Origin of the sequence: Demequina globuliformis (assembly GCF_000975155.1) — a bacterium.
GTDB lineage: Bacteria > Actinomycetota > Actinomycetes > Actinomycetales > Demequinaceae > Demequina > Demequina globuliformis.
In genome coordinates, this window is the sequence record NZ_BBRG01000001.1 from 1400650 (window position 1) to 1414365 (window position 13716).

16 protein-coding genes and 1 riboswitch are annotated in these 13716 nt (G+C 67.5%); of the genes, 6 read left to right on the top strand and 10 right to left on the bottom strand.

Annotation, left to right across the window (positions count from 1 at the left end; genetic code table 11):
• Positions 1-24: 24 nt before the first annotated feature.
• A complete protein-coding gene (locus tag AOP75_RS06460) occupies positions 25-1224 on the bottom strand; it encodes a low temperature requirement protein A (protein ID WP_062077489.1) in 1200 nt (399 codons plus the stop codon).
• Positions 1225-1295: 71 nt separating this feature from the next.
• On the opposite strand from AOP75_RS06460, the gene AOP75_RS06465 reads away from it, so the two are divergent.
• From AOP75_RS06465 to AOP75_RS06475, 3 genes are all read left to right on the top strand, one after another.
• Complete coding sequence (locus AOP75_RS06465) at positions 1296-2153, top strand: putative RNA methyltransferase (protein ID WP_083966747.1); 858 nt, start codon at positions 1296-1298, stop codon at positions 2151-2153.
• Positions 2154-2340: 187 nt separating this feature from the next.
• Positions 2341-3111 (top strand): siderophore-interacting protein, encoded by a 771-nt coding sequence (locus tag AOP75_RS06470; protein ID WP_062078480.1) that lies wholly within the window; start codon positions 2341-2343, stop codon positions 3109-3111.
• 47 nt (positions 3112-3158) lie between these two features.
• The gene (locus tag AOP75_RS06475; protein ID WP_439645186.1) at positions 3159-3902 is read left to right on the top strand and encodes a GTP pyrophosphokinase; all 744 of its coding nucleotides are present in this window, start codon (positions 3159-3161) and stop codon (positions 3900-3902) included.
• A gap of 60 nt (positions 3903-3962) precedes the next feature.
• Here the strand turns inward: AOP75_RS06475 and AOP75_RS06480 are convergent, their stop codons facing one another.
• The 8 genes from AOP75_RS06480 to AOP75_RS06515 all read right to left on the bottom strand — a co-directional run bounded on the left by AOP75_RS06480 (position 3963) and on the right by AOP75_RS06515 (position 11319).
• Complete coding sequence (locus AOP75_RS06480; RefSeq protein WP_062077495.1) at positions 3963-4817, bottom strand: aldo/keto reductase; 855 nt, start codon at positions 4815-4817, stop codon at positions 3963-3965.
• Between the two features lie 159 nt (positions 4818-4976).
• A complete protein-coding gene (locus tag AOP75_RS06485; RefSeq protein WP_062077498.1) occupies positions 4977-6419 on the bottom strand; it encodes a CotH kinase family protein in 1443 nt (480 codons plus the stop codon).
• Positions 6420-6470: 51 nt separating this feature from the next.
• The gene (locus tag AOP75_RS06490) at positions 6471-7037 is read right to left on the bottom strand and encodes a TetR/AcrR family transcriptional regulator (RefSeq protein WP_062077501.1); all 567 of its coding nucleotides are present in this window, start codon (positions 7035-7037) and stop codon (positions 6471-6473) included.
• Positions 7038-7046: 9 nt separating this feature from the next.
• Positions 7047-7847 (bottom strand): ABC transporter permease subunit, encoded by an 801-nt coding sequence (locus tag AOP75_RS06495; RefSeq protein WP_152649976.1) that lies wholly within the window; start codon positions 7845-7847, stop codon positions 7047-7049.
• Complete coding sequence (locus tag AOP75_RS06500; protein ID WP_062077504.1) at positions 7844-8797, bottom strand: ABC transporter ATP-binding protein; 954 nt, start codon at positions 8795-8797, stop codon at positions 7844-7846. Before AOP75_RS06500 ends, AOP75_RS06495 begins: the two co-directional genes overlap by 4 nt.
• Before the next feature lie 113 nt (positions 8798-8910).
• Positions 8911-10242: an MFS transporter gene (locus AOP75_RS06505; RefSeq protein WP_062077506.1), complete on the bottom strand. Its 1332-nt coding sequence runs from the start codon at positions 10240-10242 to the stop codon at positions 8911-8913.
• Positions 10243-10344: 102 nt separating this feature from the next.
• The gene (locus AOP75_RS06510) at positions 10345-10707 is read right to left on the bottom strand and encodes a VOC family protein (RefSeq protein WP_062077508.1); all 363 of its coding nucleotides are present in this window, start codon (positions 10705-10707) and stop codon (positions 10345-10347) included.
• Between the two features lie 69 nt (positions 10708-10776).
• Positions 10777-11319, bottom strand: a complete 543-nt coding sequence (locus AOP75_RS06515) for a VanZ family protein (protein WP_062077510.1) — start codon at positions 11317-11319, stop codon at positions 10777-10779.
• A gap of 198 nt (positions 11320-11517) precedes the next feature.
• Here AOP75_RS06515 and AOP75_RS06520 point away from each other — a divergent pair, with 198 nt between their 5' ends.
• The 3 genes from AOP75_RS06520 (at position 11518) to AOP75_RS06530 (ending at position 13094) form a co-directional block, all read left to right on the top strand.
• Complete coding sequence (locus AOP75_RS06520; protein WP_062077512.1) at positions 11518-12210, top strand: GOLPH3/VPS74 family protein; 693 nt, start codon at positions 11518-11520, stop codon at positions 12208-12210.
• Between the two features lie 95 nt (positions 12211-12305).
• Positions 12306-12485 carry a hypothetical protein gene (locus AOP75_RS06525; protein WP_062077514.1) on the top strand — a complete coding sequence of 60 codons (180 nt, stop codon included), beginning with the start codon at positions 12306-12308 and terminating at the stop codon, positions 12483-12485.
• Positions 12486-12592: 107 nt separating this feature from the next.
• Positions 12593-12707: riboswitch (SAM riboswitch) on the top strand.
• Between the two features lie 15 nt (positions 12708-12722).
• Positions 12723-13094: a hypothetical protein gene (locus AOP75_RS06530; RefSeq protein WP_062077516.1), complete on the top strand. Its 372-nt coding sequence runs from the start codon at positions 12723-12725 to the stop codon at positions 13092-13094.
• Between the two features lie 63 nt (positions 13095-13157).
• Here AOP75_RS06530 and AOP75_RS06535 read toward each other — a convergent pair whose 3' ends face one another.
• Positions 13158-13706: a hypothetical protein gene (locus tag AOP75_RS06535; RefSeq protein ID WP_062077519.1), complete on the bottom strand. Its 549-nt coding sequence runs from the start codon at positions 13704-13706 to the stop codon at positions 13158-13160.
• Between the last annotated feature and the right edge of the window lie 10 nt (positions 13707-13716).

Here is a 13716-nt window from a genome sequence, read left to right on the forward strand (position 1 = left end):
CTTTGTGCCACTCCAGGAGCGGCGCTATGCCTCGCCGTGGTCCGATGAATCCACGGCCGAGGCCTCGCGGTGCCGGGCCGACGGGGTGATCCACCCCACCGTGCTCAGCACGGCGACCGTCAGGATGATCGCGACCGTGGCGTCGACCTGCGGCAGCCACCACGCGGCCACGACAAAGAACGCTGCCGTGCCCGCGAGCCACTGCCACGTTCCACCGGCCACGCGCATCAGCACCGCGCAGGTCCCGGCAAACACTGCGGCGCCCACCGCGAGGAACACCGACGCCCCGCCGGAGGCCTGCTCCTCCTCGAGGGCCACGACCGCCTCCTCGATGCCGGCCGCGACCAGGATGATGCCCATGATCAACGGCAAGTGCAGGTAGGAGTAGACATCGCGCGCGAGGTCGGGTTTGCGGTCAGCAGGGGCGTCGTCGAGTGCGTCCTCGAGCGCCGGCCCTACCGCCTTGAAGTACGGCCACCACAGCGAGATCGCGACCAAGACACCGAGCAGGCCAATGCCCAACAGCTCGCCACTGAAATCCAACTTAGCGGCCGTGATGCCGACCGCGAGCACGGACTCGCCCAGCGCCAAGATCACGACCAGGTCGAACCGCTCCGCGAAGTGCTGTCCTGAGGAGACCTTCCATCCCGGGCCACGCACGGACAGGAGCCACGTCGCGACTACCTCGAGCACCACGGTGGCGCCCCACCAGTACAGGCGCTGCTCAGGTGCCTGGAGCGCGCCAACGATCAGCGTCACGGCCGCGGGCACCCACGCCGCCGTCGACAGCCACACTTGCCGCTGCAGTTGGTCGTCGCCGCGCACTCCGTGCAGGTACACCGCCGTGTGGACGGCGCGGACCAGCGTGTAGAGCACCGCGAAGGCGACCGGTGCCACCGCGCCGCCCTCCGCATCCCAGATGCCTTGGATGGTGAGCGCAATGCCGAACGTGGCCACCATCGCGACAATGAATCCCGCGAGCGGCAGCCCGCGATCCGCGCGCATGACGTTCCCCAGCCACGCCCACGTCACCCACACCCACCACAGGATGGCGAGCATGACGAGCCCCTCTGCGGTCGCGCGCAGCGTGTGCTCCTGTGCGATCCAGGTAGTGACCTGGATGAACGCGAACACGTACACCAGGTCGAACAGGAGCTCCATGGTCGTGACGCGGTGGTTCTCGTCGGTCCGGTGCGCGCCCAGGCTCCAGCGGGGGGTTCTCATGGAGCGATTGTCTCCTGCACGAGCCGTCCGGGACGTGGGCGCGCCGCACGAGGTCGCCTAGGCTCGCTGGCATGAGTGAGTGGACGCCGCGCGTGATGAGGGCCCTTGCGTGCCCGGTGTGCGGCACAGGTGTGCAGTGGGCCGATGCCTCGTTGACGTGCGCTGCCGGGCACCGGTTTGACCGCGCTCGCCAGGGGTACGTCACGTTGAGGGCCGGGCATGGGCGGTCCCTCAATGCTGACACGGCTGAGATGGTGGCGGCGCGTGAGCGTCTGCAAAGCGATGGCTGGTACGCCCCGGTGGCACAGGCGGTCGCGGAGGCCGTCGGTAGTGCCGCGCGGGCAGCGGAAGCTGGGCTGCTGCTGGACCTTGCCGGCGGCACGGGGTACTACGCGGCGGCCGCCCTGGACGCGCCGGAGCTGCGGTCGTGGGACGGAATCTGCATGGACCTGTCCACCCCCGCGCTCAAGCGTGCGGCGCGCGCGCATGGCAGGTGCGTGGCCGTGGGCGCCGATGCCCTCCGGCCGCTGCCGCTGGTCGATGGCGAGGTGGACGTGGTCCTGTCGGTGTTCGGGCCGCGGGTGCCGAGCGAAATTGCCCGCGTGGTGCGTCCCGGTGGTGCGCTGGTGGTCGTGACGCCCTTGCCGCAGCATCTCGCCGAACTCGTGGACGCCGTCGACGGTGTCCACATCCACGAGGGCAAGTCGGAGCGTCTCGCCGCGCAGTTTCCCGGGTGGGCCAGCGGTGGCCGCGTGGACGTTGTCCAACGGCTCGAGCTCACCGCGCAGGCAGCGCACGATGCTCTCGCGATGGGACCCAACGCGCACCATGTGCCTAGCGGGGATCTCGCAGCGTTGGGCGACCGGGAAGCCACACTAGCGGTGCGGGTGGAGACGCTGACCGCCCCTGCCGCCCCCGTCGCCCCCTAACCCACCCACCCGCCAAATGGCTCCATTTGGCTGTTTTGGCGGCCTATAACAGCCATTTTGTGCCACTTCAGGGGAGTTGAGTGAGCGGCCAGCCGCGGCATCGGCCCGCTGCAGACCCGGCCTCGCGGCGCATCGCAGGCCAGTGCCAGGTATTTACGCAACGCCTGAGTTCTTTATACTGGCCGTGATGACTACTCCGGCCCGTCCCCCTCGCCCCGTCCGCACTGTCTCCGTGGTCCGCACCGAGCGCCTCTCACCCGCAATGGTGCGCGTGGTGCTCGGCGGAGACGTCCTCGCCGAGCTCCCGGACCTGACCCTCACCGACCACTACGTGAAGCTCAAGTTCGGCGACGTGACGCGCACGTACACCGTCCGCTGGTTCGACCGCGAGGCGCGCGAGATCGCGATCGACTTCGTCATCCACGGCGACGAAGGCCTGGCGGGCCCCTGGGCTGCGGGGGCGCAGCCAGGCGACGAGATCAGCTTCGTGGGCCCAGGCGGAGGGTGGGCACCGCGTGCCGATGCCGACATTCACCTTCTTGTGGGCGATGAGTCCGCGCTCCCCGCCGTGGCGGCCGCGCTCGACGCCTTGCCAGTGGGCGCGCGTGCCGAGGTTTTCCTCGAGGTGGGTTCCGCCGCCGACCAGCAGCACTTGCGCCTCACGGACGCTACCCAGGTGCACTGGATTCGACGCGATGAGCACGGCATGGGCTACGGAGAGGCGCTGACGTACGCGGTCCAGACCGCGACCCTACCCACGGGAGACATCGAGGCGTTTGTGCACGGCAACGCCGACATGATCAAGCCGCTGCGTCACCACCTCTTCAATGAGATGGGCGTGCCGCGCGAGCACGTCTCGATCTCCGGGTACTGGCGCACGGGCCTCAACGAGGATGGCTGGCAGTCCTCGAAGCACGAGTTTGTCGCGCAAATGGAAGCCGAGCAGGACGGGCTCTAGGCTCCGCAGCCGGGGAACTCGGCCAGGAGGCAAGGCGTTGCTTGGTTGTGACTGACGAGAGTGTGCCCGAACCCTCCGTAGGCGAACTGGAGCGTGCACGCGATCTGCGTCGCGACCTGTCGCGACTGATGATGGAGTACCGCTTCGCGGTTGACGAGGTGCTCACCAAGGTCACCATCTTGCGCGAGGAGTTCTTGCACCTTCACCGGTATAACCCCATTGAGCACGTGAGTTCGCGAGTGAAGTCCGCGCCCAGCATTGTCGCGAAGATGGCGCGCAAGGCGGTCGCGCCGGACGCTGACGCCATTCGCGCAGCTATTACGGACATTGCGGGGGTGAGGATTACCTGCAGCTTTATTGAGGACACGTACCGGGTTCTCGAGACGTTGGTGAGTCAAGATGACGTCCGGGTGATGCAGATCAAGGACTACATCGCTCACCCCAAGCCCAACGGCTACAAGTCGATCCACGCCATCATCGAGATCCCCGTGTTCCTGTCGACGGGGGCGGTGCAGGTTCCCGTCGAGCTCCAAATCCGCACCATCGCGATGGACTTCTGGGCGTCGCTGGAGCACAAGATTCACTACAAGTTTGATGGCGAGGTGCCCGATCATCTCGCGGAGAGCCTCTCAGATGCGGCCGTGATCGCCGAGCGCCTGGACGTCCGCATGGAAGAACTGCACCGCGAGGTCCACGGCACGGCGGGCGTGCGCGAAGAGTCCCCGTCGGACGCCCTCGACGATGCCGTCCTTGCGCAGCTGTGGAAGCAGCTCAACGCGCGCCAGGCCTAGGCGGCCTGCGCACAGCTGGGCACGGGCCGATGCTTGGACTCAGTAGCGCTCGGTGCCCGCCTACATTTCCTCGTGGGTCGTGGGGTCGCCGTCGAAGAGACGGCCGTCCGCGCGGGTGAGCGCGTTGATGGCACCCATCTCTATGCCGGTGAGCTCGAAGCCGAATACGTCGAGGTTCTCCACCTGGCGCGACGGCGTCGCGGACTTGGGCAGCGGCACGTTGCCCAACTGCACCTGCCAGCGCAGCACAACCTGTGCGGGGGTGACGCCGTGGGACCGCGCGGCCGCGACCACGGCAGGCTCTGAGTACGGCGCCTCGCGCTTACCCAGGGGGCTCCACGACTGGGTCAGGATTCCGCGGTCCGCGTTCGCGGCGCGCATGGCCTCCTGGTTGAAGTAGGGGTGCAGTTCGATCTGGTTGATCGCAGGCGTGACGCCCGAGTCGTCCACAATCTGCGTGAGGTGGTCGGCGGTGAAATTGGAGACGCCAATGGTACGCACGTAGTCGCGCTTGCGTGCCTCGATGAGCCCGCGCCAGGCCTCGCGGAACTTGCCGGTGACGGGGTTGGGCCAGTGGATCAGCACAACGTCGAGCGTGCCGAGCTGCATCTTGTCGAAGGACTCCTCGATGGAGCGTACGGCCGCGTCCGTCTCGTGGTGGCGTCCTGGCAGCTTGGTTTGCACGGTGATGTCCTCGCGAGGGGTGCCCGTGTCCTCAATAAACCCGCGGATGGCCTCGCCGACCTCGACCTCGTTGCCGTAGTTCACGGCGGAATCGATGAGCCGGTAGCCGTTGTCGAGTGCGGCGCGCACCGCGGTCACGCACTCGTCGCCCTTGAGGGGGTAGGTGCCGAACCCCAGCGCGGGGATCGAGTAGCCGTCGTTCAGGGTGTGGGAAGGAATCGCATCAACCATTCCTCCACGCTACGCCTGCGAGCGACGCGTGAAAAGGCCGGCCCGGACTCCTGCCATCGGAGGCCGGACCGGCCAGGTTTCCCCACGGGCCGCACACTGCCGGCGAGGAACTGCGCTTCGTGGCCAACGGATGCGAGGACGCTGGCCACAAAGAGAGAGTCAGGCGGGGAACTCCTCGCGCAGTGCCGCCGCCTCGGTGTCCACGACGGCGGCGTCGATCAGGTTGCCTGCGTCCCCCGTCAGGAGTGCGGACCAGGCGTCGAGCGAGGCGTCAGCCAGGCCGGAGTCAAAGAGTTCGGCTTGGAGGCGCTCCACTTCGGCGTCAATCTGCGCCGCGTATTCGTCGACTGCGCGGAAGCGCTCGGCCAGGATGTTGCTGCCCTGCGTACCTGCGCCCTGCATGCCGCCGCCGGGGGCCTCGCCACCGGGCATGCCGCCGCCGGGGGCCTCGCCGCCGGGCATGTCGCCGCCGGGGGCCTCGCCGCCGGGCATGTCACCGTCGGCAGCGCCGCCGCCTGGCGCGCGCTCACCGGGGACCGGGCGCTCGGCACCGTCTAGGCCGCCCTGTGCCTCACCCGTAGCGGGGCCACCTGCGCCGCCGCCCATCTGGTCACCGCCGCCCATCTGGTCGCCGTTGGTCGCGCCGAACGCGAGATTGAGGTCCCAGTTCACGACGGTCATCTGCTCGTCCTCGATGTCCCAGTAGAGGTAGGCGTTGTTGCCGGGACCGTCAATGTCGTCAAAGTTGTTGACGACTTGTTGATACGCGAGGTACGTGGCGAACGCGTCGACGTCAAGCCACTGGGAGAGGTCGGCCTCGAACGTGGCATCGTCGGCGTTATTGATGAAGTCAAGGAAGTCAATCAGGGGTGCGTAGTTGTCCTCGCCGCCTTCTTGGTCAAAGGAGTCGACGTAGTCGGCCTCATCTTCCCCCACGTAGTCCCACGTGCCGCCGGACTCGGCCTTCCACATGTAGCCGTCGCCCAACTCGCGCTCCATCCAATCCGTGTTGGGGTTTTCGACCACGAGCCGGAGCGTCTCCTCGGACCCGTTCATCGACACTGCCGCCGCGATGGCTTCTTCTGCCGCCAGGCCGGTCTGGTCGAGCAGGTCGAGCGCTACGGCCTCGTTCAGCGCGGTCTCGGAGGTGTTGGAGCGGATGACGAACTCTTCTGCGCCGTCGTGGTCTTGGCCGTCGACGAATTTGTCGAGGTTGATGATCCACGGCAAGTCCTCGGGACTGGCGGCGTCTTCTTCGGTGACGCCACGGAGAGAAGAGTTGCCCTTGAGTTTGAGGCCCACGTTCTCGTATGCCTCTCCATCGATGGTGACATCCGCGGAGATCCACTCCTTGTCCCCTGTGTCGAGGTAGGTCGCGATCATCGCGTCGTAGTCGTCTTGGTCGTAGGTAATGGAGAACTCGTGCAGTTCGCTCGCGTCCCACACCTCGGGGGTGTCGCCCACGGTGGCCGCGCCTACTTGAACGGTGTCCGATGCCGCGCTCGCGGACGCGGTCGACGACTCGGCGGGTGCGGTGCACGCGGTGACGAACGCCAGCGACGCTGCGACAGCGGTGATCTTGAGGGTGCGGGAGAGGTTCATGTCTCCATTTGACGGGCCGATGCTGGGAGCGGCCTGGGAACCGGCTCAGAGTTAGGTGCGGGGTTCTAGTCCGGTCAAGAGCACGTCGAGGGAGTCTTCGAGGGACGGGCCGGTGCCGAGCGCTGACCCGAAGACCTGGGTCATGATGACGAGGGCGGTGGTCACGGGGTCGACGGTTGCCGTGACTCGTCCCAGCGATTGTTCGGCGGCCAAGTACTCGGCGAGGTGGCGAGGAGGGCCGTCTGGCAGTCCGCGTTCGATGGCTTGCGAACGTGCCTGGGACAGTTCGGGGTCGGTGGCGATTGCGAGTTCCAAGGGGGCCATGTCCGCGCGCACGCTCGCCATGTGGCCCATCACGTCCAGCAAGTTGGCGCGAACCGTGGAGGACCCCGCACGTGGGGGGAGTTCCTGGGTGACTGCGCTGACCTGCGCGGCGGTGTCGCTTGCTGCGGCGTGTATGAGGCTGAACTTGTCGGGGAAGTGGCGGTAGATCGTGGCCTCTGACACGCCCGCTTGCTCCGCCACAGCACGGGTGGTCGTGTGGGCATAGCCCCGCGTGCGCGCGACGTGGACGGCGGCTTGGATGAGCCGCTGCTTGGTGTCGTGGCGTCGTGGCACGCGTGCCCCCTAGTCCGTGATGTCCCGCTTCTGATAGACCGCTAGTGTCCCACCTAGGCACAACGCGAGGTAGACCGCTCCGAGGCTCAACGCCGCCCCATAGCTCAAGGCGTCAGTGCCCCCACTGGCAATAGCGGCGATGGTGCTGCCGGGGAGCCAGTCTGCGATGTCGGGAACAATGACGGCGAGAACTCCTTCGACAATGAGGACCCAGCCGGCTCCGATGGAGATGGCGACAGCTGCGGAGCGAGTGATCGTGGCGAGGACCATACCGATGGCACCCCAGATGGTCATGGAGACACACACGTTCACCCACGCCTGGGCAACTATGGCGACGGTGACGTCCTGCCACGCGGAGATATCCAGTGACGTTGAGGCGCTCGCGGCGGGCGCGACGATGAATGTGGCGAGCAGCGCCACGGTCGCTGCGACTGCGGTCCACATGAGCAGCGCGAGGACCTTGCCGACCACGAGTTTCCAGCGGGTGGGTTGCGCGGCTGCGAGGAGCCGAATCATGCCCGTGGAGTAGTCGGACGCGGTGAACAGCGCCCAGAATGCGAGCGCGATGATGCCGAACATGCTGGATGCGGAGGCCAGTGGCGCGACGATGCCCTCGGGTGAGGTCAGCGTCTCCACCGAGGGGAACGTGACTCCCGGACCGCGTTCCGGAGCACCTTCTGCTGAGTCCACGAAGGTGAAAAAGGCGAAGAACATCATCACGGCAAAGAGCGCGGTGAGGCCGAACCAGGCGGCCACTGCGCCCTTGCGCCGGGTGCGGACAATTTCTGAGCGAGTGGCGTTGAGCATCATGATTCCTGGTCGTTGGTCTGTGCGGCGCGGTCACGTGAGACGTCACCGTCGGAGCGGCCGGTCATGTCGAGGAAGACCTCCTCGAGCGAGCGCGTGTGGGTGGTGATGGCGGCGAGGGTGATGCCCGCGGCGAATGCGGTGCGATTGATGTCGGCGCCGGAGACGCCGGGCTGCGTGATCCGCACCGACCCGTCCGCTGTGGCCTCAGCGGCCACGGCGCCGCGTGTCAAGGCGTCGATGAGCGCGCTCGCGTCATCGGGATTCTCGGGCGCGACCACGATCGAGGTCGCCGCGGACCCGAGGAGATCGTTCACGGTGCCGTTGTAGAGGACGTTTCCGAACTTGATGATGATGAGGTGATCGCAGATTGCCTCAAGCTCGCTCATGAGGTGAGACGACACGACGACGGTGCGACCGTCGTTCGCCAAGGCCGACAGCAAGGCCCTGATTTCAACGATCCCTGAGGGGTCGAGTCCATTGGTGGGTTCGTCCAGGATCAGCAGCGCAGGGTCTGGCAGAAGCGCAGCAGCGATCCCGAGGCGCTGTTTCATGCCGAGGCTGAACTGCTTCACCGGCTCCGTGTCCCGGCCGGTCAGGCCAACGATGTCCAGGACCTCGCCCACGCGGCTCATGGGGAGGTTGCGGAGGCGTGCGAGCGAGGCGAGGTTGGCGCGGGCTGACAGCCCCGGGATGAAGGCAGGGCTCTCCACGAGTGCGCCCACGCGGTCCAGGTAGGAGGAGGGCTGGTCGATGCGTCCGTCGAGCACGACCGCGCTGCCGGAGCTGGGGCGGATGAGTCCGAGCAGGATCCGAATGAGGGTCGACTTTCCCGAGCCGTTGGGACCGACGAGGCCCACGACTCCGCCGCTGGGAACGGTGATCGAGACATCGTTCAGTGCGCGGACGTCACCAAAGGTGCGGGTGAGAGAGTCGGTGGTGAGGGCAGCCATGCGGACCTCCAATGGTGGTGGGTCCAGGACGGGCCCTACGTAAGTGAGTGTTCACTCACATTAGCACGCGCGTGCGAGAGCGCACGTGTCATAGAGGCGAGCGGCGGTCACCGCTAGAGGCGTCGGCCTTGTGCGATGGCATCCCGGATCGAGGGGACCACGACGCCGGCCTCGGCCATGACCAGGCGCGTGCGTCGGCGCTGCCACAGGATGCCGGCAATCCCCATCGCAAACGGCAGTGCCAATGAGGCGAGGGCAATGCGGTAGTCGTCCAACGTGTAGTCCGAGGTGCCGGGGGCCACCCACTGGAGCACGGCGCCCACGAGGGCGACCGAGAGTACCGTCGCGGCGAAGCCGCCGACGTTCGCGAACCCAGTCGCGGTGCCCAGCCGCCGCGGCATCCCGAAGGTCCGCGCAAAGTCCATGGCCACCAGTGCCACTGGGCCGCCGAACCCCAGGACCATGATCCAGATGAGCAACTGCCACAGGGGGCGTGGAGTGGAGGGGGTGAGGACCGCGGCCCATGCCGTGATCGCGACGCCCGCGTAGGCCAACACCAGCCAACTGCGTCGCAGGGGGTGCCGCGAGGTCAATGTGCCGACGATGGGGCCGGCGGCCAAGTTGGTGATCACCAGGGCGGTGAGGAGTCCACTGGCCTGCGCGGCGCTCAACCCCTGGCCCTGAATGAGGAACGGGACGCCCCACAGCAGCGCCACAGTGTTGGCGGAGAACAGGCCCGTCCAGTGCGCCCAAAAAGCCAGGCGCACGCCAGGTGGACGCAAGGACTCGCGCAGCGACGGCGCAGGCACGGCGGGATCGGGCTCAGGATGCGCGACCGCGTAGGGAAGCTCGCCGGGATGCGGCATGCGGATGCGGACCATCGCGAGCCCGGCCGCCACAAGGCCTAGCGTCGCCAGTACGGTGAACGTGGTGCTCCATCCCGCCTCGTGCAGCAGGAGTGCCACCGGCACGGCGGTCGCCAGCTGACCCAATTGGCCCAGCAGGCCCGTGATTTGGACCATGACGGGAGCCTGGCGGGGAGGGAACCATTCCGACGCAAGCCGGGTGGCGGCGATGAAGATCGGGGCATCGCCCGCGCCAATCAGGATGCGCGCAGCGAGGGCCCACGCAAGCGTGTCGGCGTACGCGAGCAGGAGTTGGCCCGCCCCCATGATGAGGGACCCGGCCGCGAGCATGGCCTTGGGCCCAATGCGGTCCAGCAAAATGCCCGCCGGGATTTGGAGCGCGGCGTACACGCTGATCTGCACCACGGACAGCGAAGCGAGCCCCAGCGCCTCCACGCCGAACCGGTCGAGCGCCTCGACGCCCGCGACGCCGAGCGCCGTGCGCTGCACTACCGCGACAAAGTAGATGAACGCCGCGCAGGCAAACACCACCCAGGCGAGCGCCGGTGGGCGCACGCGGACGGAAGCGGTCGCGGACATGCCTCTCAGGCTAGTGCGCGCGAAGGTGCGCTCTGGCCGCTCCTGACTCCGGCATCGGCCCCATGCAGTACCGGGCCCAGCGGGTAGAGCGAGCCGTGCTCGCTAGACGTCCGTCACGCCCTCGTACAGTCCCATGATGTTGCCGTCGGGGTCGCGGAACACGGCCCACCAGCTGGTGGCGGTGATCTCTTCCTTTCCGCGCACGATGGTGCCGCCGCGCTCCTGGATCTGCGCGAGCGTGTCATCGATGGAGTCCACCTCGACGTAGGAGCGGGGTTGGGTGAAGCCCTCCGAGCGTGGCGCGAGGCCTCCGCCGCTGACTTCATTGGGCGCCTGCCACATGGGGTAACCCGCAAACCCAGGCGGGGCGGTGATGGTCCAGCCGAACAGTGCCTCGTAAAACTCCGTCGCGGCGCCAAGGTCGGCGACTGGAATATCGATGTGGGTGATGTCTCCGTGGGGCATATGGGTCTCCTGCGGCAGTGGTGGAAATCCCAGTGTGCGCCACAGCGGCGCGGTTTTCCTGGCGAGGCGCTAGGTGCGCTGGCGTGAGCGCACCGCTGTCACGATGCTCGCCGCAGTCGCCCCCACGAACGCGCCCACGAGCGCCCCAACGCTGTTGAGAATGATGTCGTCGATGTCGGCAACCCGCCCCATCCCGAACTGAAGAAACTCGATGCCCCCGGTCAGCACCACGCCGGTGCCGGTCGCAAGGACGAGCCGGCGCCAGAACCCGCCAGGGATCAGGGCCGCGACCACCAGGCCTAACGGGATGAACATCGCGATGTTGCCCACGAGGTTGAACCAGGAGGCGCTGCCGGGGTTGTCGAGGCCACGCTCGATCTCTTGACCCGGAGTGAGGTTCGCATAGCGGCCGCCGGGATAGTCCGAGGTCCCCGGGATCACGAGGGTGACGATCGCGATGATCCCCACCACGACCGCGAGGGTCGTCCAGAGCGCGTATCGCGTTCCCTTCCCGCGCCGCCGCCCCAGCACGAAGGCCACGGCAACGCCCACGAGTCCCACGACGGCGAGCAGCGCGAGCTCGACGCTCGTGGTGCCGTCGACAGGGGGCATGGAAAAGACTCCGGGTTCGTGTGGGCCGTGTGGGCCGTGTGGGTTGTGTGAGCCGCCACTCTATCCGTGCCGGTCGCGCGCAGGTGCTGGGGAAACGCGCTGGTGCGGGCGGGCGTTCCCAGTGCTGGGTGGGCTCAGTGGACAAAATCGGTCATAGGGCCGATGCCGCGGCTGGGCGAACCGTGTCAGGATCAGACAATGACGGCATACGTTCCTGACCAGCCCACTATCGCAGCGGACCTGATGCTGCTGCTGTTCAATCCCCGCAACGGCACCATTGCGGGCGAGGGCATGCTGTACTACCCGCTGGGTGGCGCCGTGCTCGCGGAACTCGCCCTGGCGGACCACGTGGAGATCGAGCCGGGCGGCACCTTGTCGCCGGGGAAGGTCTCTGCGGTGGGCGCCGGCCCCACTGACCCGTTGCTGCGGGAGGCGTGGGAGCGGCTGCAGAAGAAGCCCATGACCACTCAGTCTTTCCTCACGGCCGCAGGGCCCACCCTGCGCGGGCCCGTCCTGGACCGCATTGTCTCCCGCGGCGACATTGTGCGCACCAAGCGCAAGGTGCTCGGCATTTTCCCCAGCACCAAGATGACTGACGGCGGCACTGCCCGCAGGCCCGAGCTCGTCTCGCAGATGGAGGCCGTGCTGATCCATGGCATCGAGCCAGCGCCGCGCACGGCCGTGTTGGGTGCGCTCTTGTCGGCATCGGGCCAGTTGCATTCACTCCACCGGGACATTCCGTGGTCGGGGGCGGTCGCCAAGCGCGGCAAGGAACTGGAGAAGGGTGACTGGGCGGCCGAGGGTGTGAGCAAGGCCGTCAGTGCAGCGGCCGCCGCGGTCGCCAGCAGCGTGGTGCTGACGTCCGCCGTGTTGGTGAGCACGAACAACTGACGGAATCGCTCGGCGCGTGCGGTCGCGGCCGGATGTCGCGAGCCCTGTGCGCGCGACATCCCGGCATTCCGACGCCGCGCAGGTAATGTCCCTCTGTGAAGATTTTTCTGATTGTCCTGCTCGTCGCGGCCATCGTGCTTGGCATCTTGGGTGCGATCATCGAGGCACTGCTGTGGCTCGCGTTCCTTGGGCTCATCCTGTTCGGCGTGACCGCCGCCTACTGGTGGTTCCGCTTCCGTCGCTCGCGCGGCACTGACGTCGAGTCCGCCTCCTAGCGCGTTCCCAGGGGCGGCATCGCCTGCGGTGCCGCGCGACCCCCTTGGTGGTGCAGTGGCGCTGCTCGGACGGTGCGTGTCGGTGGCGTCGACTACGGTGGTGAGTGGATCAAGAAGTGCGACCACAGGCCCTCCGGCCGGTCGCCTGGCAACCGCGTTCCGCACACGGTGCCCCCGGAGGAAGATCCGCCCCGCGCGAACCCGTGCGGGGAAGAACGGATGAACAGGACTGCCTCTATGTCTCTTTCCACGCCCCAGCACCGCGTGCGCGTCGACCAGCCCGGGACCCGCCGGTGGCTGCCGGGACCGCGCCGCATCACCGCTGTGCGGTCCGACGGCACCGCGGTCGTCAAAGCGCCGTATGCCCGCCCTCTGTTCTGGATCGGGGTACCGCCCGGCCTCGACCTGCATGAAGGCAATGTTGTCTTTGGCCTCTGGCACGACCGCCTAATCGCGGGCTCTTACCCGGGAACGTCGCTGTTGTGCGTGGATCCTGGTTGCCCGGCCACAGTGGTCTGCGAGAGCGACGACGGCCACACCTGGGAAGACCCGTATGTCGTTGACGGTCACTTCGCTTTGTGGGGCGCCATGGAGCTTCCGGGGGCCTGACGGTCGAGGCACTGGCTCGCCCCGGTCGAGGCCGGGCGAGCCAGTGCTACCCGCGTGGACACGTCACGCGGTGCGCTCCTTCGTCACCGCCTCGATGATGACCGATGCGGGGGTGTCGAGGTGCTGCGTTGCTTGCTTGCGAACGCGGGCTTTGCCTGCTGGGCTGGTCTCGCGGAACGCGAGCGCGTCGGCCTGGAGCGCCTTGCGGGGAAGGAACTCCACCGTGGTCCACTCCCGCCTGAACGTCACCGCGCGACGCTGAATGCCGCGAGCTCCTGGCACCTCCATGGCCGGAAACTCGATCGTGGAGGGAGTGATCGTCAGCGCGACTTCCGGCAAGCGCGGCACGTGCCGCCATGCGCGGGCTGCGCTCCAGGTGAGAACCGCAGGCACGGCAAGCAATGCGATCGCGAGCGCCGTCCCTGTGGCGGTTGCGGGCTCGGCGGCGACGCCCGTGAGCCAGCCTGCGATGAGGAGGCCGGAGGGCAGCGCACACAGACCCCCAACTAACACCGCGAGGATGAGCGTGGTGCGAGCGTTGGCCCGCTGCAATTTAGGCATGGTCGACTCAAACTCCGCCCGAGCATCGGCCGTAAAACGGATCTCAAGCACTGCCCGGTCG

Excerpts from the sequence above, each read along its gene's own strand:
- AOP75_RS06460 (WP_062077489.1), bottom strand. The coding sequence starts at position 1,224 with ATGAGAACCCCCCGCTGGAGCCTGGGCGCGCACCGGACCGACGAGAAC.
- AOP75_RS06465 (WP_083966747.1), top strand. The coding sequence starts at position 1,296 with ATGAGTGAGTGGACGCCGCGCGTGATGAGGGCCCTTGCGTGCCCGGTG.
- AOP75_RS06470 (WP_062078480.1), top strand. The coding sequence starts at position 2,341 with ATGACTACTCCGGCCCGTCCCCCTCGCCCCGTCCGCACTGTCTCCGTG.
- AOP75_RS06480 (WP_062077495.1), bottom strand. The coding sequence starts at position 4,817 with ATGGTTGATGCGATTCCTTCCCACACCCTGAACGACGGCTACTCGATC.
- AOP75_RS06485 (WP_062077498.1), bottom strand. The coding sequence starts at position 6,419 with ATGAACCTCTCCCGCACCCTCAAGATCACCGCTGTCGCAGCGTCGCTG.
- AOP75_RS06495 (WP_152649976.1), bottom strand. The coding sequence starts at position 7,847 with ATGATGCTCAACGCCACTCGCTCAGAAATTGTCCGCACCCGGCGCAAG.
- AOP75_RS06500 (WP_062077504.1), bottom strand. The coding sequence starts at position 8,797 with ATGGCTGCCCTCACCACCGACTCTCTCACCCGCACCTTTGGTGACGTC.
- AOP75_RS06505 (WP_062077506.1), bottom strand. The coding sequence starts at position 10,242 with ATGTCCGCGACCGCTTCCGTCCGCGTGCGCCCACCGGCGCTCGCCTGG.
- AOP75_RS06510 (WP_062077508.1), bottom strand. The coding sequence starts at position 10,707 with ATGCCCCACGGAGACATCACCCACATCGATATTCCAGTCGCCGACCTT.
- AOP75_RS06515 (WP_062077510.1), bottom strand. The coding sequence starts at position 11,319 with ATGCCCCCTGTCGACGGCACCACGAGCGTCGAGCTCGCGCTGCTCGCC.
- AOP75_RS06520 (WP_062077512.1), top strand. The coding sequence starts at position 11,518 with ATGACGGCATACGTTCCTGACCAGCCCACTATCGCAGCGGACCTGATG.
- AOP75_RS06530 (WP_062077516.1), top strand. The coding sequence starts at position 12,723 with ATGTCTCTTTCCACGCCCCAGCACCGCGTGCGCGTCGACCAGCCCGGG.